The organism is Pelomonas sp. CA6 (assembly GCF_022549225.1).
GTDB lineage: Bacteria > Pseudomonadota > Gammaproteobacteria > Burkholderiales > Burkholderiaceae_C > Roseateles.
Genome location: NZ_JAKZFD010000001.1, coordinates 763,369 through 780,555, shown reverse-complemented (window position 1 = coordinate 780,555; position 17,187 = coordinate 763,369). Strand labels below are relative to the sequence as shown.

Below are 17,187 nucleotides of genomic sequence, written 5' to 3'. Positions count from 1 at the left end.
CGGGCATTCCTCCACGCAAGCCGGGGGGTGGCGCGGGACGGGCCTGCCCTTGCGGGCCGCGCGGCGCTACAGTGACCGCACCCCGCCAACCAGGGCCCGACCATGGACTTCACCTCGCTCTACAACCACCACGAACGCGATGTGTTTGCCGTCGTGATGGAAACCGCCCCGCAGTTCCCCGAGATCGCGTCCAGCGCCGACCTGCTGGTGGACGTGGCCTGCGTCGCGCTGAACCGGCTGCCGCCGCGCTACATCCGCCATCAGGTGGACTACGCCTTCTACCTGACCCAGTCCGAGCGCCTGGAGAGCGATGCCGCGGTCAAGGAGGCGGTGGACTATGCGTTCAACTTCGTGCGCGCGCGGCTGGCCCTGCATTCACGCAACTGACGCCTGTCGCCCCGCGCTGGGCTGAGCGCGAGTCGGGTGGCCCGGAACGGGGTCAGGTCTTGCTACACTAAAATGATAATAATTCTCATTTGATGTGTCCGTGCATTCTGTTGCCCCTCCCCGTGTTCCGGCTCTTGTTCCACCCCGTTCTTCCCTGATCCCGCTGCTGGCCGCGCTGGCCCTGGCACCCGCGCAGGCCGCCAGCCCTGCGGCCGCGCCCACCGCCGAGGCCGAATTGCCCGCGGTCACGGTCTTCGGCGTGCGCAGCGTCGCGCCGGGCCAGACGCGCATCACGCCCGACGAGATCGAGCGCCAGCAGGCGCTGACCGTCCAGCAGCTGCTGGACAACGTGCCCGGCGTGGACCTGAACGGCAGCTGGCGCCCCGGCGGCCAGAGCCTCAACATCTGGGGCTTCGGCGACGTGGAAGACATCCGCGTGACTCTGGACGGCGCCAACAAAGGCTTCGAGAAATACCGCCAGGGCTCGATCTTCATCGAGCCGGAGCTGATCAAGCGCATCACCGTGGACAAGGGCGCGCATTCGGTGCGCTATGGCAATGGCGGCTTCGGCGGCACGGTGCGCATCGACAGCAAGGACGCCGCCGACCTGCTGCGCGCCGGCGAGCGCGTGGGCGGCCTGGTCAAGCTGGGCCATGCCAGCAATGACCGCCAGCGCATCGCGTCGGGCAGCGTGTTCGCGCGCGCCGAGGACGGCAGCGCCCTGCCCTGGGAGTTCCTCGCCGCGCTGACCGCGCGCGACTCCGACAACCAGCGCCGCGCCGACGGCAGCGTCTATGAGTTCTCCGCCACCCACAGCCGCTCGGCCCTGCTGAAGCTCTCGCTCGCGCTGGGCGAAAGCCGGCTGACGCTGTCGCATCTGGAGGGACGCAGCAAGGCCTGGGCGCCTTTCGCGGCCAAGCGCGACGAGGTGCCGGCGCCCACGCCCGCCGAGATCGCCCGCTATGGCGAGCGCGAGGCCTGGCTGCGCAAGGTGCTCTGGCGCGACCAACGGGACCGCACCGACGCGCTGTCCTGGGAGTACGCGCCGGCCGGGCAGTCGCTGCTGGAGCTGCGGCTGCATCTCTCCCAGTCCAGCAGCCGCCAGGACGACAGCCGCCCGGACAGCATCAGCAGCGACTTCGCGTCCAGCCTGGGCAAGCAGAGCCATGCGAGCTATCGCGACCGCCAGTTCGAGCTGAGCAACACCGCGCGCTTCGCGCTGGGCCCGACGCGCCATGCGCTGGCCGCCGGGCTGCAGGCCCAGCAGCACACGCGCGACACGCTGATGCTGCTGCACACCCGCACCCAGGACCCCAGCTACAACCACGGCTGGATGCAGCCCTACTACATGCCCTCGGGCACCCAGCGCAGCCAGTCCGCCTGGCTGGAGGACGAGATCCGCTGGCGCGAGTTCAGCCTGACGCCCGGGCTGCGCCATGACCAGGTGCGCAGCGTCGGCCAGCCCAACCTGGCGCCGCGCTACAACGACCCGCGCGCCGGCCACGACTACAGCGCGGTGACGCACAGCGGCTGGTCCTACCACCTGGCGCTGGCCTGGCGCGCGAGCAGCCGGCTGCAGTTCTTCGCCGACGCCGGCCGCAGCTGGCGCGCGCCGGTGATCGATGAAATCTACGAAGTGCAGTCCGCTGCCGCCAGCGCGCCGGCCACCAGCCGCGGGCTGCGCCGTGAGCGCCTCACCGCGCTGCGCGGCGGGCTGAAGTACGAGCGCGGCGACTGGCTCAGCAGCGGCGACGCCTTCGCCGCCACGCTGACGGGCTTTCGCAACCTGGTGCACGACAACATCCACAAGCGCTTCGGCATCATGGTCGAACCAGGCACGCCGCGCCCGCCGCTGCTGCCCTTCTACCGCAACCTGCCCGGCTACCGCAGCGAGGGCCTGGAGCTGGAGACCCACTACGAGGCGCGCCGCCTGTTCGCCAGCGCGTCGCTGGCCTGGATGGACGGCGAGCACCGCGGCTCGCTGCGCGACCCCTGGGCGGCGCGCAACCAGCCGCTGATCGACATCGGCGCGCCCAAGGCGGTGCTGGTGCTGGGCGGCAAATGGCCCGCGCTGGGGCTGGCCGCGGGCTGGCAGGGCAAGTTCGTCGCCGCGCAACGCCACGTGCCGGACGACGAGATCGTGCCCTATGCGCTGCCACCCTCCAAGGGCTATGCGCTGCATGGGCTGTTCGCGCAATGGCAGGGCCAGGGCCGGCTGGCCGGCACGCGCGTCGGGCTCAGCGTGGACAACCTGTTCAACCGCGCCGTGCAGCCCTACCTGGCCGAGGCCGTCTACGCGCCGGGGCGCAACCTCAAGCTGACGCTGAGCCAGCGCCTCTGAGCCGACTCAGCGCCGGCCGGCGCGCTCGGCGATGAGCACCGTGGGGAAGCTCACCGGCAGCGTGCGCGGGTAGTCGCGGCTGTAGTGCAGCCCGCGGCTTTCATGACGCAGCAGCGCGGAGCGCACGATCAGCTCCGCGCAGTCCACCAGGTTGCGCAGCTCCAGCAGGTCGCGGTTGACGCGGAAGTTGGCGTAGTAGTCGTCGATCTCGCCCTTCAGCAGCGCGATGCGGTGCAGCGCGCGCTCCAGGCGCTTGTCGGTGCGCACGATGCCGACGTAGTTCCACATCAGCAGGCGCAGCTCGTCCCAGTTGTGGGCGATCACGACCTGCTCGTCGGCATCCTCCACCTGGCTTTCGTCCCAGGCCGGCAGCGGGGCCGGCTCGCCGGGCGCCTGGGCGAGGATGTCGTCGGCGCAGGTGCGGCCCAGCACCGTGCATTCCAGCAGCGAGTTGCTGGCCAGGCGGTTGGCGCCGTGCAGCCCGGTGTAGGCCGTCTCGCCCACCGCATAGAGGCCCGGCAGGTCGGCGCGGCCCTGCAGGTCGGACACCACGCCGCCACAGGTGAAATGCACCGCCGGCACGACCGGGATGGGTTCGCGGGTGATGTCGATGCCCAGCTGCAGGCAGCGCGCATAGATGGTGGGGAAATGCTCCTTCAGGAAGCCCTCGCCCTTCTCGCGCACGATGGGCGTGGCGTCCAGCCACACATGGTCCAGGCCGTGCTTCTTCATCTCGAAGTCGATCGCGCGCGCGACGATGTCACGCGGCGCCAGCTCCATGCGCTCGTCGTGCGCGGCCATGAAGCGCGCCCCGCCCAGGTGCTCGGGCAGCTTCAGGTGCGCGCCCTCGCCACGCAGCGCCTCGGTGATCAGGAAGCTGCGCTCCTGCGGGTGGTAGAGGCAGGTCGGATGGAACTGGATGAACTCCATGTTGGCCACGCGGCAGCCCGCGCGCCAGGCCATCGCGATGCCGTCGCCAGTGGAGGTGTCGGGATTGGTGGTGTAGCGGTAGACCTTGCCGGCCCCGCCGGTGGCCAGCACCACGGCGCGCGCCGGCAGCGCCTCCACGCGCCGCGCGTCCATGTCCAGCGCATACAGGCCGTAGCAGCGCGGCTGCTCTTCGCGCTGCACATGGCGCGAGGTGACGAGGTCCAGCGCCATCCAACGCTGGCGCAGCTCGATGTTGGGATGGGCCGCCGCCTTGGCCAGCAGCGCGTCGTGGATGGCCTTGCCGGTGGCATCGGCGGCATGGGCGATGCGGCGCACCGCGTGGCCGCCCTCGCGGGTCAGGTGCAGGCCCAGCGGCCCCTGCTCGTCGGGCGTGAAGGGCACGCCCTGGGCCACCAGCCAGCCCACCGCGTCGGCGCTGCGCTCGGCGATGAAGCGCGCCGTCGCCTCATCCACCAGCCCGGCGCCGGCATCCTGGGTATCGCGGACATGGCTCTCGATCGAGTCATCGCTGCCCAGCACGCCGACGATGCCGCCCTGGGCCCAGGCGGTGGCGGCCTCATGGAGTCCGCGCTTGGCCAGCACGACCACGGGCACCTGATCGGCCAGGTGCAGCGCCACGGTCAGGCCCGCGAGGCCAGCGCCCACGATCACGACCGGCAACGGATTCTTCTCGGAAGCAGGGGAAGCAGACATCACGACATGCGGCCGCACCGATGGCGCGGCGTCCAACAAGGTGTCCGATTCTAGGAGCCCGCGCGCCACGGCGCCGCGCGAGGATTTATCGGAATCAAACCGCTGCCGGCCGCACAGCCCGCCATGCCCGGCACGGTGCTGAAGCGAAAGAAGCTCGCCGCCCGGTGAGCCGTGCCCAGCCCCGGCTGCGCATCTTCGCCGGCCCCAACGGCTCCGGCAAAAGCACCATCCATGGCGTGCTGCGCCCCGAGTGGATCGGCGTCTACATCAGTGCCGACGACATCGAGCGCGATCTGACCGCGGGCACGGAACTGACCGTGCACGCCCCGCACTGCCAGCCTGGTTCACGCGCTGCTCGCTGTGGCTGTCCGTCCAGGAGCCCCGGCCGGACGACGACCCCGCCTGAGCAGCGCCGCCGCCGCCCGCGCGCTCAGGCCTGCGGCTTCTTCGCCACCAGCGTCAGGATGTCGTAGCTGGCGACCAGCTCGCCGTGCTGGTTGCTGACCTGCACATCCCAGGCCACCACGCCCTGCGGCGGCTGGTCCGGGCGGTTGCCGCGGTCGATGCGGCGCTTGCAGGTCAGGCGCGCCTGGATGGTGTCGCCGATGGCCACCGGGTTCACGAAGCGCAGCGTGTCCAGGCCATAGTTGGCCAGCACCGGACCGGGGGCCGGCGAGACGAACAGTCCCGCCGCCGCCGACAGCACGAAGTAGCCATGCGCGATGCGCTTGCCGAACTGCGTGTCCTTGGCCGCGATCTCGTCGAAGTGCATGTAGAAGTAGTCGCCCGAGATGCCGCCGAAGTTGACGATGTCGGCCTCGCTCACCGTGCGGCGGTGGGTCAGCAGCGAGTCGCCGATCTGGATCTCTTCGAAGTACTTGCGGAAGGGGTGGACCGCGTCCTCGTTGACCTTGCCGCCCCGCTGGTACTCGCCGGTGATGGCGGTGAGCATGGTCGGCGAGGCCTGCACCGCGCAGCGCTGCAGGTAGTGCTTCACGGCCCGAATGCCGCCCAGCTCCTCGCCGCCGCCGGCGCGGCCCGGGCCGCCGTGCTTGAGCATGGGCAGCGGCGAGCCGTGGCCGGTGGACTCCGGCGCGGCGTCGCGGTCCAGCACCAGCAGCCGGCCGTGGAAGGCCGCCGCGTGGTAGACCGCATGCGCGGCGATGGACGGCGTCTTGGTGATCACCGAGCCCACCAGGCTGCCGCGGCCCTTGGCCGCGAGCGCCAGCGCCTGGTCGAACTCGTCATAGGGCATCAGCGTGGACACCGGGCCGAAGGCCTCGACCTGGTGCACGACCTCGTTGCGCAGCGCGTCGCGGCACAGCAGCAGCGTGGGTGCGAAGAAGGCTCCCTCGCCCACGCCCTCGCCCACCGGCGCGAAGCCGTCGCGCTCGCCGAACAGCAGTTCGTTGCCCTCGGCCAGCAGCTTCACGCGCGCGGCGACATCGGCCTGCTGGTCCTTGGAGGCCAGCGCGCCCATGCGCACGCCCTCCACGGCCGGATCGCCGATCTTGATCTTGGCCAGACGCTCGCGCAGCGCGGCGGCCACCGCATCCACCTGCGCGCGCGGCACGATGGCGCGGCGGATGGCGGTGCACTTCTGGCCGGCCTTGGCGCTCATCTCGCGCAGCACCTCCTTCACAAAGAGGTCGAACTCGGGGTCGCCGGGCTGCACATCGGGGCCGAGGATGGAGCAGTTCAGGCTGTCCGCCTCGGCGTTGAAGGGGATGGAGCGCGCGATCAGGTTCTTGTTCACGCGCAGGCTGGCCGCGGTGTCGGCCGAGCCGGTGAAGGTGACCACGTCGGTCTCCTCCAGCCGGTCCAGCAGGTCGCCGGAGCCGCCGATGATCAGCTGCAGGCTGCCCGGCACGATCAGGCCGGACTGCTCGACCAGGCGCACGCAGGCCTCGGCGACATAGCTGGTCGCGGTGGCCGGCTTGACGATGCAGGGCATGCCGGCCAGGTAGCTGGGCGCGAACTTCTCCAGCATCCCCCACATCGGGAAATTGAAGGCATTGATGTGCACCGCGACGCCGCGCTTGGGCACCAGCACGTGGCTGCCCAGGAACTGGCCGTTCTTGCCCAGCGGCGTGGCCGGGCCCTCGTGCACGATGTTGCTGGAAGGCAGCTCGCGCCGGCCCATGGACGCATAGGCGAACAGCGTGCCAATGCCGCCCTCGATGTCGATCCAGCTGTCCGGGCGCGTCGCGCCGGTATGCGCCGAGATCGCGTAGAGCTGCTCCTTGCGCTCCATCAGATAGGCCGCCAGCGCCTTGAGCTGCGCGGCGCGCTGCTGGAAGTCCAGCTTCAGCAACGCAGGCAAGGCCTGACCCCGGGCATGGTGGAGGCTCTCGCCAAAGTCGATCGATTCGCCATGGGTGTGCGCCACCAGGCGGCCGTTGACGGCGCTGTGCAAGCCGCGCGCGGGCGTTTGGCCGATCCAGCGACCGGCGATCAGGCTTTGGAGAACTTGGGGCGTGGCGCTCATGGCATTCCTTCAGACAGCATGACCGGGGCGCATCCCCGGCCTCATGAATTCATCACTGGGATTTCGCGGACGAGCGGCGTCGCGAACGGGTCGAGGTCGGGCCCGGGGTGCGCAGCCGTACTCCCGTACGGCGAGCACCCCAGGTCCGAGATCGGCCCGCGCAGTAGCCGAGCGGCCGCGAAATCAGGGTTGGTATTTCCAGGTGCCACCTTCAATCTTGACCATCACGCGCGCGCGCTGGTCCAGACCCAGGTGGTCATTGGGCGACATCGTGAACACGCCATGCGAGGCGGGCATTTCCTTCACCGCCTCCAGCGCGTCACGCAGCGCGGCGCGGAAGGCCGGCGTGCCCGGCTGGGCCTTCTTGACGGCCGCGGGGATGGCCGCCTGCAGCAGCAGGCCCGCATCCCAGGCGTGGCCGCCGAAGGTCGACACCGAGCCCTTGCCGAAGGCCGCCTCATACTTGGTGACGTACTCCTTGGCGCTCTTCTTGGCCGGGTGGTCGGCGGGCAGCTGGTCCACCACCAGCACCGGGCCGGCGGGCAGGAAGGTGCCCTCGACGTCCTTGGCGCCGACGCGCAGGAAGTCGTTGTTCGCCACGCCGTGGGTCTGGTAGAACTTGCCGGCGTAGCCGCGCTCCTTCAGCGTCTTCTGCGGCAGCGCGGCAGGCGTGCCGCTGCCCCCGATCAGCACCGCGTCGGGCTTGGCGGCCATGATCTTCAGCACCTGGCCGGTCACCGAGGTGTCGGTGCGGTTGTAGCGCTCGTTGGCCACGATGGACAGGCCCTTGGAGCCGGCCACCTTGTTGAACTCGCCATACCAGCCCTCGCCATAGGCGTCGGCGAAGCCGATGTAGGCCACCGTCTTCACGCCCTGGGCCTGCATGTGGCTGGCGATGGCCAGCGCCATCATGATGTCGTTCTGCGGGGTCTTGAACACCCAGCGCTTCTTCGCGTCCATGGGCTCGACGATGCGCGCCGACGCGGCCATCGAGACCATGGGCACCTGCGCCTCGGCCACCGCGTCGATCATGGCCAGCGAGTTGGGCGTCACGGTGGAGCCGACGACCACGTCGACCTTGTGCTCGGTGATCAGCTTGCGCGTGTTGGCCACCGCGGTGGTGGTGTCGGACGCGTCGTCCAGCACGATGTAGTTGATCTTCTGGCCGGCGATGGTCTTGGGCATCAGCGAGAAGGTGTTCTTCTCCGGGATGCCCAGCGAGGCGGCCGGCCCGGTGGCCGAGACGGTCACGCCGACATTGATGTCCGCCTGCGCGACGCCGCCCGCGCCCATCAGCGCGGCGCCGGCCAGGGCCAGCAGGGTCTTCTGGATGCGTTTCATGTGTGTCTCCATGGTTGGTGTTGGTCTGTCGAAAAACGCGTCGGAATCTTGGGGACTCAAGCCTTCATGAGGCTTGCTGCTGCAGGCGCACGGCGCCCACTCCGCCAAAGAACAGATCGGCCACCATGGGCGCCACCGCCTCGTAGGTCAGCGCGCCGTCCGGCCGCAGCCAGGTGAAGGTCCAGTTGATCATGCCGAACAGCAGCATGGTCAGCGGCTTGTGCAGATGGGCGCCGCGCAGCTCCGGGCGCACCGCGGCCACCGCGTCGGCGAACTGGCTGACGACCTGGCGCTCCACGCCGATCAGGCGCTCGCGGTGCTCATCGTCCAGGAACTTCAGGTCCTCGGTCAGCACGCGGTGCTCGTTCTGGGCCTCGCCATAGGACTGCACGAACTGCAGGATCAGCGCACGCAGATGCTCCTCGGGCGGCAGCTCGCGCATCTTCACCTGCTCCACCAGGTCCACCAGATGCTGCAGGTGGTTCTGGCAGATCTGCACCAGCAGCTCCTGCTTGTCGCGCACGTAGTGGTAAAGCGTGGGCTTGGAGACCTCGCAAGCCTCCGCGACCTGGTTCATCGAAGTGCCGCTGTACCCCTGGTTGGCGAACAGCCGCGCCGCCTGGGCGAGGATCTGTTCGCGGGTTGCGTCGAAACCGGGTGCTCTGCCTCTGGCCATGGACGTGCTCAAAAAGTTCGCAAGCCTAACAGCTGGGCGTCCGCGCGCATCCCCGGGTCTGCCTGGATCAGCGCTCGTCGAAGGAGATGACCACGCGTGGCGTCAGCGCATGGGCCTGGCAGCTGAGGATGAAGCCGGCGGCGATCTCGTGCTTCTCCAGCGCGAAGTTCTTGTCCATGCGCACCTCGCCCTCCAGCAGCTTGCAGCGGCAGGTCGAGCAGACGCCGGACTTGCAGGAGTACGGCACGTCCATGCCGGCGCGCGCGGCGGCGTCCAGCAGGCTGGGGTCGCTCTTGCGGAACTCGATCTCGCGCGAGACGCCGTCGCGGATCACCAGCACCTTGGCCGCCTCGGCGTCCTCGGCATGCACCTCGTGCGGCGCGGGCTTGCCCTGCAGCATCTCGGGCGTGCCGAAGCGCTCGATGTGGATGCGCTCCGGCGCCACGCCAGCGGCGCGCAGCGCGGCCTCGGCCTGCTCGTTCATCTCGAACGGACCGCAGACGAACACATGGTCGATGCCGGCGGCGGGCACCGGGCCGGCGAGGAACTCGGCGATCTTGGCCTGGTCGATGCGGCCGGCCATCAGCGGCGAATCGACCTGTTCGCGCGAGAACACATGGTGCAGCGAGACGCGCGTCAGGTAGCGGTTCTTCAGGTCCTCGATCTCCTCCTTGAACATCGTGGAGGCGGGGCGGCGGTTGCCGTAGATCAGCGTGAAGCGCGACTGAGGCTCGCGCGCCAGCACCGTCTTCATGATGGACAGGATGGGCGTGATGCCCGAGCCCGCGGCGATGCCCACGTAGTGGCGCGCGGCGGCCGGGTCCACGGGCACGAAGAAGCGGCCCTGGGGCGGGAAGACCTGGATCTCGTCGCCGGCCTTGAGTTGCTCGTGGACCCAGGTGGAGAAGGCGCCGCCGGCCACCTTGCGCACGCCCACGCGCAGCTCGCCGTCGTCCACGCCGGCGCAGATCGAATAGGAACGGCGCAGGTCCTCGCCGCCGACCTCGCCGCGCAGGGTCAGGTATTGCCCCTGGGTGAAGCGGAACTGCGGCTGCAGCTCGGCGGGCACCTCGAAGCTCAGCACGACCGCGTCGTCGGTGTCATGCTCGACGCGGCTCACGCGCAGCGGATGGAAATGCAGGCTCATGATGGGTCCTGTCTTTCAGATGGGTTTGAAGTATTCGAAGGGCTCGCGGCAGGCAAGGCAGCGGAACAGCGACTTGCAGGCGGTGGAGCCGAAGGCCGAGAGCTGCTCGGTCTGCGCGCTGCCGCAGCGCGGGCACTGCAGCTGCGGCGCGCGGCGCACCACGCGTATCGGCTGCTCGGCCGCGGCGCCGCAGCGCCCGGGCGGCGCGATGCCGTAGGCGCGCAGCTTCTCGCGGCCCTCGTCGCTGATCCAGTCGGTGGTCCAGGCCGGCGAGCGCTGCAGCGTGATGCGCACCTCGCCGAAGCGCGCCAGCGCCTCGCGGACCTGGTCCTGGATCAGCTCGGTGGCCGGGCAGCCGGAGTAGGTCGGCGTCAGCACCACCTCGACGCCGTCGCCGCCGTCCTCCAGCAGGCGCAGGTCGCGCACGATGCCCAGCTCGACCAGCGTGATCGCCGGCACCTCGGGATCCGGGATCTGGCGCAGGACCTCCCAGGCCGAGGTCAGACGCCCGCAGCCCTGGTCGCGCGGCGCGCTCGATGAAAGATGCGAAAGCGCGGTCATCGCTTGCGGCCCCGCCCGGCTTACCAGCGCCCGCCGGGATAGGCGCGCTGCAGGTACTGCAGGGTCGCCAGCATGTGGCCCATGTGCTCGCTGTGCACGCCGCGCCGGCCGGAGAAGACATGGGCGCTGTCCTTGGGCCGCGCGAGCTTGGCGGCGGCCAGCACCTCGTCCAGCTGCGCCAGCCAGTCGCCCTTCAGCGTGGACCACGCCGGGCCCAGGCCCGAGGCCTGCGCCGCGGCGTCCGCGTCATCGTCGCTGAACAGCTCGCCGACATAGGGCCACAGCTGGTCCAGCGCCTCGCGGCAGCGGCGCGCCGATTCCTCGGTGCCGTCCCCCAGGCGCAGCACCCAGTCGGCAGCATGCTGCTGGTGGTAGCGGGCTTCCTTGAGCGCTTTCTCGGCGATCGCCGCGATCTCGGCGTCGCTGCTGGCCTGCAGACGCTGCCACAGCAGCAGCAGCCAGGACGAAACCATCAGGTTGCGCAGCTGCGTGAACGCGAAGTCGCCGCGCGGAAGCTCCATCAGCACCGGGTTCAGGTACTGGCGCTCGTCGCGCAGGAAGGCCAGCTGGTCCTCGTCATAGACGCTGCCGCCGGCCGCGCCGTTGAGCTGGCCCACGCGGGTCAGCACACCGCGCGCCTGGCCCAGCAGGTCCAGCGCCATGTTGGTCAGCGCCAGGTCCTCTTCGAGGATGGGGGCATGGCCGCACCACTCGCCCAGGCGCTGCGACAGCACCAGGCAGCTGTCCGCCAGGCGCAGCAGGTAGCGGATGTCAGCCCGCTCGACGACCGTGATCGAAGCTTGTGTCATGGCGTTCTCGGCCGTTCTTTACATGTGGTTGACGGACTCGGGCAGCTCATAGAAGGTGGGGTGGCGGTACACCTTGTCTTCCATCGGATCGAAGTAGCTGCCCTTCTCGCCGGGATCGGACGCGACGATCGCGCTGGACGGCACGACCCAGAGGCTCACGCCTTCCTGGCGGCGGGTGTAGACGTCGCGGGCCATCTGCAGCGCCATCTTGGCGTCGCTGGCATGCAGGCTGCCGCAGTGCTTGTGGTCCAGGCCCGCCTTGGAGCGGACGAAGACTTCCCACAGCGGCCATTCGTTGGCACCGGTTTGTTGATTCACGCTCATTGGGTTTCTCCTTGCATCGTTCCGAGCTGGGCCGTCAGGCCGCCTCGGCCTGGGGTTGCTGCTTGCGGGCGTGGGCCAGCGCGGCCTCGCGCACCCAGGCGCCGTCTTCCCAGGCCTTGACGCGGGCGTTCAGACGTTCGCGGTTGCACTGGCCTTCGCCGCCGACGACGCGCCAGAACTCCGACCAGTCGATCGCACCGAAGTCGTAGTGGCCGCGCGCCTCGTTCCACTTCAGGTCGGCGTCGGGCAGGCTGATGCCCAGCACCTCGGCCTGGGGCACGGTGGCGTCGACGAATTTCTGGCGCAGGTCGTCGTTGGAAATGCGCTTGATGCCCCAGCGCATGGACTGCTCGGAGTTGGGCGAGTCCTTGTCGTGCGGTCCGAACATCATCAGCGAGGGCCACCACCAGCGGTTCACCGCGTCCTGCACCATGGCCTTCTGCTCGGGCGTGCCGTCGCGCATCATCACCAGCAGGCTTTCATAGCCCTGGCGCTGGTGGAAGCTCTCCTCGCGGCAGATGCGGATCATCGCGCGCGCATACGGGCCATACGAGCAGCGGCACAGCGGCACCTGGTTCATGATGGCCGCACCGTCGACCAGCCAGCCGATCACGCCGATGTCGGCCCAGGTCAGCGTGGGGTAGTTGAAGATGGAGCTGTACTTGGCCTTGCCCGAGTGCAGCGCGTCCAGCATCTGGTCGCGGCTGGTGCCCAGGGTCTCGGCGGCCGAGTACAGATAGAGGCCGTGCCCGCCCTCGTCCTGCACCTTGGCCAGCAGGATGGCCTTGCGCTTGAGCGTGGGCGCGCGCGTGATCCAGTTGCCCTCGGGCAGCATGCCGACGATCTCGGAATGCGCGTGCTGGCTGATCTGGCGCACCAGGGTCTTGCGGTAGTGCTCGGGCATCCAGTCCTTGGCCTCGATGAAGTCGCCGGCATCGATGCGCGACTCGAAGGCCTCGGTGCGCTGGCGCTCCTCGGCGGTCTGCAGCTTGCTGGCCTGGTCCTGCGGGCCGATGCTCATCGCTTGCGTGTACATCTGTCGTTCCTTTCAAGAATTGAAGGGGCGCGCTTACTTGGGACGGTGGTCGATCACGCGGCGCGCCTTGCCCACCAGCGTGCGTTCGATGGAATCCGGCGGTCCGATCAGCACCTTGGTGGAGACCCCGATCAGGGTCTTGATGCGGTGCTGCAGCGACTTGGCGATCACCGCGATGTCGGCCGTGCCGACCGCCGCGGAGGAGAGTTCGCAGCGCACCTCGACCGCATCCAGATGGCCGTCGCGGCTGACCACGATCTGGTACTGGCCGGACAGACCCGGCTCGCGCAGCACCAGCTCCTCGATCTGGGTCGGGAACAGGTTGACGCCGCGGATGATCAGCATGTCGTCGCTGCGGCCGACGATCTTGCCCATGCGGCGCATGCTGCGCGAGGTGGGCGGCAGCAGCCGGGTCAGGTCGCGGGTGCGGTAGCGGATCACCGGCAGCGCTTCCTTGGACAGCGAGGTGAAGACCAGCTCGCCCTCGGAGCCGTCGGGCAGCACCTCGCCGGTCTCGGGGTCGATGATCTCGGGGTAGAAGTGGTCTTCCCAGATCACCGGGCCGTCCTTGGACTCGATGCATTCGTTGGCGACGCCGGGGCCCATCACCTCGGACAGGCCATAGATGTCCAGCGCGTCAATGCCGGCCTTGGATTCGATTTCGGCGCGCATCGCCTCGGTCCAGGGTTCCGCGCCGAACACGCCGACCTTCAGCGAGCAGTCGCGCGCGTCCAGGCCCTGGCGCGCGAACTCTTCGATGATCACCTGCATGTAGCTGGGCGTGACCATGATGACGTCGGGCTTGAAGTCCTGGATGAGCTGGACCTGCTTCTCGGTCTGGCCGCCGGACATCGGGATCACGGTGCAGCCCAGGCGCTCGGCGCCATAGTGCGCGCCCAGGCCGCCGGTGAACAGGCCGTAGCCGTAGGCGATGTGGACGATGTCGCCGGCCCGCGTGCCGGCCGCGCGCAGCGAACGCGCGACCAGATTGGCCCAGGTGTCGATGTCGCGCTGCGTGTAGCCCACGACGGTGGGCTTGCCGGTGGTGCCGCTGGAGGCGTGGATGCGCGACACCTGCTCGCGCGGGACCGCGAACATCCCGAAGGGGTAGTTGTCGCGCAGGTCCTTCTTGGTCGTGAACGGGAACTTGGCCAGGTCGGCCAGCTCCTTGAGGTCGCTGGGATGCACGCCCTTGGCGTCGAACGCGGCCTTGTAGTGCGGCACGTTGTCGTAGGCATGCTGCAGCGACCACTGCAGGCGCTGCAACTGCAGCGCGCGCAGCTCGTCCTGGCTGGCCTTCTCGATGGGTTCCAGGTCGCCGGGGGCGGGGGTCTTCACGGGCATCTCTTGTCTCCTCGGTCCGGCCGCGGACGCGACCGGTTCACCGCTTTCTCTCGTTACTGCGGGCCCAGCTCGGCGACGACCGGCCGGCCCTTGATCCGGTAGGAACGGCCGCGGAACACCGCGATGAGTTCATCGCGCTGGTTGCGGACCGTGATGTCGTAGACGCCGGTGCGCCCGGCCAGCGACACCTCGCAGGCCGTCGCCACCAGCGTGTCACCCAGTCGGGACGGCGCGACGATGTCGATCGCGAAGCCCGACGCCACCGTCATCTCGTTGTACGAGTTGCAGGCGAAGGCGAAGGTGGAATCCGCCAGGGTGGTCACATAACCCCCATGGCAGATGTCGAAACCGTTGAGCATGTCCTCGCGCACGGTCATGCGGATGCAGGCGCTGCCCGGTCCGACGGAGAGGATCTCCAGCCCCAGGCCGCGGGAGGCGCGGTCGTTCGCGAACATCGCGTCGCGGACCGCTTCGGCAATCTGTTGCGGCGTCATCGGGTCAACGGTCCTTGTACTGAGGGGCGCGCTTGTCGAGGAAGGCGTTGACGCCCTCCTGGTAGTCGTGGGCGAAGCCGAGCTGGCTCTGCAGCCGCGCCTCCAGCTTCAGCGCGTCTTCCAGGTTCAGCTCCAGGGCCTCGTCCAGGATGCGGCGCGTCTCGACCAGGGCCTTGGTGGGCATGGCCGCCAGGCGCTGGGCCAGGGCCATGCCCTCGGCGGCGAGCTGGTCGTCGGGCACGCAGCGCGCGATCAGGCCCCAGGACTGGGCCTGATCGGCGGGCAGCTTGTCGCCCAGCAGGGCCAGCTGCCGCGCGCGCGCGCGGCCCACCAGACGCGTCAGCAGCCAGCTGCCGCCGCAGTCGGGGATCAGGCCGATCTTGGAAAAGGCCTGGATGAAGCTGGCCGATTGCGCCGCGACGACGAGGTCGCAGCCCAGCGCGAAATTGGCGCCGGCGCCGGCGGCGACGCCGTTCACCGCGCAGACCACCGGCACCGGCATGCTGCGCAGGCGCAGCGCCAGCGGGATGTAGTAGTGGTCCAGCAGATGGCCGATGTCCTTGGGCGGCTGGTCCGCCTCGGGCTTGATCAGCGGGTCGCTGAGGTCTTGGCCGGCGCAGAAGGCGCGCCCGGCGCCGCTGACCAGCACCGCGCGCACCGCGCGGTCATGCGCCGCATCGTCCAGCGCCTGGCGCAGATGGGCCAGCATGGTGGCGGTGAAGGCATTGAGGGCCTGCGGGCGGTTCAGCGTCAGCACGCGCACCGCGCCTTCCTGGGCGACGAGGACGCAGTCTGCAGCGGGTAGCGTGGACTGGGACATGGACGTTTGACCTTTCACAAACACTCTTGACCGACCGGTCGGTAGATCGTAAGGTCCTGCTTGATCTGACGCAAGGCCGATCCACGTTTTCGAGGGCTGGTGAATACCCTAGTCCACCGACCCGACGCGCGCCAGGCGCCCTCGGCCCCATCCATCGACAAGGAGACTCCATGCCCTGCTACGCCATCGACGGGCTGCGCCCGGTGGTCCATCCCAGCGCGCACGTGCACCCGACCGCGGTGCTGATCGGCGACGTCATCGTCGGCCCCGGCTGCTATGTGGGCCCCTGCGCCTCGCTGCGCGGCGACTTCGGCCGCATCGTGCTGATGGAGGGTGCCAATGTGCAGGACGGCTGCGTGGTGCACGGCTTCCCGGACTCGGAAACAGTGGTGGAGCGCAACGGCCACATCGGCCATGGCGCCGTGCTGCACGGCTGCGTGGTGCGCCACGACGCGCTGGTGGGCATGAACGCGGTGGTGATGGACGAGGCGGAGGTCGGCGCGTACAGCATCGTCGCCGCCTGCGCCTTCGTGAAGGCGGGGCAGAAGCTGCCGCAGAAGTCGCTGATCGCCGGCCTGCCCGCCAAGGTGGTGCGCGAGCTCAGCGAGGACGAGATGCGCTGGAAGCTCGAAGGCACGCGCACCTACCAGACGCTGACGCAGCGCTGCCAGGCCTCGCTGGTGGAATGCCAGCCGCTGGCCGAGCCCGAAGCGCAGCGGCCGCGCCTGCAGGTGGGCGGCCCGCAGACGCTGGTGGCCACCAAGCGCGGCTGATCAGGGCGCGGGCAGGATCTGCACGCCGTCCAGCAGCGCGCGCACGCGGTCCGCGCGCGGCGCCTGCGCGCCGGGCTGCTCGCAGGCGGCACTGCCGGCCGCGAGGGCCCAGCGCAGCCATTGCTCGGGCGCGCGCTCGCCCTGCATCAGCGCATGCAGCAGCCCGGCCACCGCGGCGTCGCCGGCGCCCACGCTGTCCACCACCACCACCGGCGGCGGCCGGCCATGCAGCTCGCCCTGCGGGTGGAACAGCCGCGCGCCACGGTCGCCCTGCGTCAGCAGCAGCAGCGCGCGCGGATTCCAGGCGCTGATCTGGGCCAGCCCCACGCGCGGGTCGGGCACACGGAACAGGCCGCAGAGGTCTTCGTCCGACACCTTGATCACATCGGCCAGCCGGCACATGCGCTCCAGGGTCTCGTCGTAGCCGGCGTCCATGAGCAGCCGGTAGTTGGGGTCGTAGGCGATCAGCTTGCCCTGCGCCTTGAGCCGCTCCGCCAACGCCAGCAGCCGCTCCGCCAGCGGCGGGCGCACCAGGCTGATAGAGCCGAAGAAGGCCCAGCGCAGCGCCCCCATCCAGCCCGCTGGTAGCGCCTCGGGGCGGAAATGCAGGTCGGCGCTGTTCTCACCGATGAAGAAGTACTGTGGGGGCTGTGTCTCGTGCACCACCGCCAGCAGCGGCCCATGGGCGTTCTGCTGCAGGAAGCGCAGGTCCAGGTTGGCGTCCGCGCTTTCGCGCCACTGCGCCTGGCCGAACACGTCGGCGCTGAGCCCGCCGGCGAAGGCCGCCAACTCCCCCAGGCTGGACATCGCGCGCGCCACGTTCCACGGCGCGCCGCCGCAGCGGCTCAGCCATTGGTCGGGCGCGACGCGGATCAGATCGGTCAGCGCCTCGCCAAAGGCGACGAAGCGGGGCAGGTCGGGATGGCGCAGCAGGGGCATGCCGCGATTCAACCGCCGGCCGGCCGCCGGCGCAACCGCGTCCATCAAGAATGCACGCTCCAG

The 17,187-nt window shown here is 69.6% G+C and carries 16 protein-coding genes; 3 read left to right on the top strand and 13 right to left on the bottom strand.

Translation table 11 applies throughout. From position 1 onward, the window contains the following. Positions 1-102: 102 nt before the first annotated feature. Both LZ017_RS03530 and LZ017_RS03525 read left to right on the top strand, forming a co-directional pair. A complete protein-coding gene (locus LZ017_RS03530) occupies positions 103-387 on the top strand; it encodes a late competence development ComFB family protein (RefSeq protein WP_241298640.1) in 285 nt (94 codons plus the stop codon). Positions 388-487: 100 nt separating this feature from the next. Continuing rightward, positions 488-2,728, top strand: a complete 2,241-nt coding sequence (locus tag LZ017_RS03525) for a TonB-dependent receptor domain-containing protein (protein ID WP_241298639.1) — start codon at positions 488-490, stop codon at positions 2,726-2,728. A 6-nt stretch (positions 2,729-2,734) separates the two neighbouring features. On the opposite strand, the gene nadB is transcribed toward LZ017_RS03525, so the two are convergent. The 12 genes from nadB to LZ017_RS03465 form a co-directional block, all read right to left on the bottom strand. Next, positions 2,735-4,372: an L-aspartate oxidase gene (gene nadB, locus LZ017_RS03520; RefSeq protein ID WP_241298638.1), complete on the bottom strand. Its 1,638-nt coding sequence runs from the start codon at positions 4,370-4,372 to the stop codon at positions 2,735-2,737. Positions 4,373-4,802: 430 nt separating this feature from the next. Continuing rightward, positions 4,803-6,860, bottom strand: a complete 2,058-nt coding sequence (paaZ, locus tag LZ017_RS03515) for a phenylacetic acid degradation bifunctional protein PaaZ (RefSeq protein ID WP_241298637.1) — start codon at positions 6,858-6,860, stop codon at positions 4,803-4,805. A gap of 183 nt (positions 6,861-7,043) precedes the next feature. Beyond that, entirely contained in the window at positions 7,044-8,201 is a 1,158-nt protein-coding gene (locus LZ017_RS03510) for an ABC transporter substrate-binding protein (RefSeq protein WP_241298636.1), read from the bottom strand. Positions 8,202-8,265: 64 nt separating this feature from the next. Beyond that, positions 8,266-8,877 carry a TetR/AcrR family transcriptional regulator gene (locus LZ017_RS03505; protein WP_241298635.1) on the bottom strand — a complete coding sequence of 204 codons (612 nt, stop codon included), beginning with the start codon at positions 8,875-8,877 and terminating at the stop codon, positions 8,266-8,268. A gap of 67 nt (positions 8,878-8,944) precedes the next feature. Beyond that, positions 8,945-10,024 carry a 1,2-phenylacetyl-CoA epoxidase subunit PaaE gene (gene paaE / locus LZ017_RS03500; RefSeq protein ID WP_241298634.1) on the bottom strand — a complete coding sequence of 360 codons (1,080 nt, stop codon included), beginning with the start codon at positions 10,022-10,024 and terminating at the stop codon, positions 8,945-8,947. 15 nt (positions 10,025-10,039) lie between these two features. Continuing rightward, the gene (gene paaD, locus LZ017_RS03495) at positions 10,040-10,585 is read right to left on the bottom strand and encodes a 1,2-phenylacetyl-CoA epoxidase subunit PaaD (protein WP_241298633.1); all 546 of its coding nucleotides are present in this window, start codon (positions 10,583-10,585) and stop codon (positions 10,040-10,042) included. A gap of 20 nt (positions 10,586-10,605) precedes the next feature. Beyond that, the gene (gene paaC / locus LZ017_RS03490; RefSeq protein ID WP_241298632.1) at positions 10,606-11,394 is read right to left on the bottom strand and encodes a 1,2-phenylacetyl-CoA epoxidase subunit PaaC; all 789 of its coding nucleotides are present in this window, start codon (positions 11,392-11,394) and stop codon (positions 10,606-10,608) included. Positions 11,395-11,412: 18 nt separating this feature from the next. Further along, on the bottom strand, positions 11,413-11,718 hold the full coding sequence (paaB, locus tag LZ017_RS03485) for a 1,2-phenylacetyl-CoA epoxidase subunit PaaB (protein ID WP_241298631.1): 306 nt from the start codon (positions 11,716-11,718) through the stop codon (positions 11,413-11,415). A 34-nt stretch (positions 11,719-11,752) separates the two neighbouring features. Next, the gene (gene paaA / locus LZ017_RS03480; protein ID WP_241298630.1) at positions 11,753-12,754 is read right to left on the bottom strand and encodes a 1,2-phenylacetyl-CoA epoxidase subunit PaaA; all 1,002 of its coding nucleotides are present in this window, start codon (positions 12,752-12,754) and stop codon (positions 11,753-11,755) included. Between the two features lie 33 nt (positions 12,755-12,787). Further along, a complete protein-coding gene (gene paaK, locus LZ017_RS03475) occupies positions 12,788-14,098 on the bottom strand; it encodes a phenylacetate--CoA ligase PaaK (RefSeq protein WP_241298629.1) in 1,311 nt (436 codons plus the stop codon). 53 nt (positions 14,099-14,151) lie between these two features. After that, positions 14,152-14,592: a hydroxyphenylacetyl-CoA thioesterase PaaI gene (gene paaI / locus LZ017_RS03470; protein ID WP_241298628.1), complete on the bottom strand. Its 441-nt coding sequence runs from the start codon at positions 14,590-14,592 to the stop codon at positions 14,152-14,154. A 4-nt stretch (positions 14,593-14,596) separates the two neighbouring features. Beyond that, on the bottom strand, positions 14,597-15,412 hold the full coding sequence (locus LZ017_RS03465) for an enoyl-CoA hydratase-related protein (RefSeq protein WP_241298627.1): 816 nt from the start codon (positions 15,410-15,412) through the stop codon (positions 14,597-14,599). Between the two features lie 170 nt (positions 15,413-15,582). Between LZ017_RS03465 and paaY the strand changes: the two genes are divergently transcribed. Beyond that, complete coding sequence (paaY, locus tag LZ017_RS03460) at positions 15,583-16,185, top strand: phenylacetic acid degradation protein PaaY (protein ID WP_241298626.1); 603 nt, start codon at positions 15,583-15,585, stop codon at positions 16,183-16,185. On the opposite strand, the gene LZ017_RS03455 is transcribed toward paaY, so the two are convergent. Continuing rightward, positions 16,186-17,124, bottom strand: coding sequence for a carbohydrate kinase (locus tag LZ017_RS03455; protein WP_241298625.1), 939 nt, complete (start codon positions 17,122-17,124; stop codon positions 16,186-16,188). Between the last annotated feature and the right edge of the window lie 63 nt (positions 17,125-17,187).

Excerpts from the sequence above, each read along its gene's own strand:
- LZ017_RS03465 (WP_241298627.1), bottom strand. The coding sequence starts at position 15,412 with ATGTCCCAGTCCACGCTACCCGCTGCAGACTGCGTCCTCGTCGCCCAG.
- LZ017_RS03510 (WP_241298636.1), bottom strand. The coding sequence starts at position 8,201 with ATGAAACGCATCCAGAAGACCCTGCTGGCCCTGGCCGGCGCCGCGCTG.
- LZ017_RS03530 (WP_241298640.1), top strand. The coding sequence starts at position 103 with ATGGACTTCACCTCGCTCTACAACCACCACGAACGCGATGTGTTTGCC.
- paaC (WP_241298632.1), bottom strand. The coding sequence starts at position 11,394 with ATGACACAAGCTTCGATCACGGTCGTCGAGCGGGCTGACATCCGCTAC.
- paaE (WP_241298634.1), bottom strand. The coding sequence starts at position 10,024 with ATGAGCCTGCATTTCCATCCGCTGCGCGTGAGCCGCGTCGAGCATGAC.
- paaK (WP_241298629.1), bottom strand. The coding sequence starts at position 14,098 with ATGCCCGTGAAGACCCCCGCCCCCGGCGACCTGGAACCCATCGAGAAG.
- paaY (WP_241298626.1), top strand. The coding sequence starts at position 15,583 with ATGCCCTGCTACGCCATCGACGGGCTGCGCCCGGTGGTCCATCCCAGC.
- paaD (WP_241298633.1), bottom strand. The coding sequence starts at position 10,585 with ATGACCGCGCTTTCGCATCTTTCATCGAGCGCGCCGCGCGACCAGGGC.
- LZ017_RS03455 (WP_241298625.1), bottom strand. The coding sequence starts at position 17,124 with ATGCCCCTGCTGCGCCATCCCGACCTGCCCCGCTTCGTCGCCTTTGGC.
- paaI (WP_241298628.1), bottom strand. The coding sequence starts at position 14,592 with ATGACGCCGCAACAGATTGCCGAAGCGGTCCGCGACGCGATGTTCGCG.
- paaZ (WP_241298637.1), bottom strand. The coding sequence starts at position 6,860 with ATGAGCGCCACGCCCCAAGTTCTCCAAAGCCTGATCGCCGGTCGCTGG.
- paaA (WP_241298630.1), bottom strand. The coding sequence starts at position 12,754 with ATGTACACGCAAGCGATGAGCATCGGCCCGCAGGACCAGGCCAGCAAG.
- LZ017_RS03505 (WP_241298635.1), bottom strand. The coding sequence starts at position 8,877 with ATGGCCAGAGGCAGAGCACCCGGTTTCGACGCAACCCGCGAACAGATC.
- nadB (WP_241298638.1), bottom strand. The coding sequence starts at position 4,372 with ATGTCTGCTTCCCCTGCTTCCGAGAAGAATCCGTTGCCGGTCGTGATC.
- paaB (WP_241298631.1), bottom strand. The coding sequence starts at position 11,718 with ATGAGCGTGAATCAACAAACCGGTGCCAACGAATGGCCGCTGTGGGAA.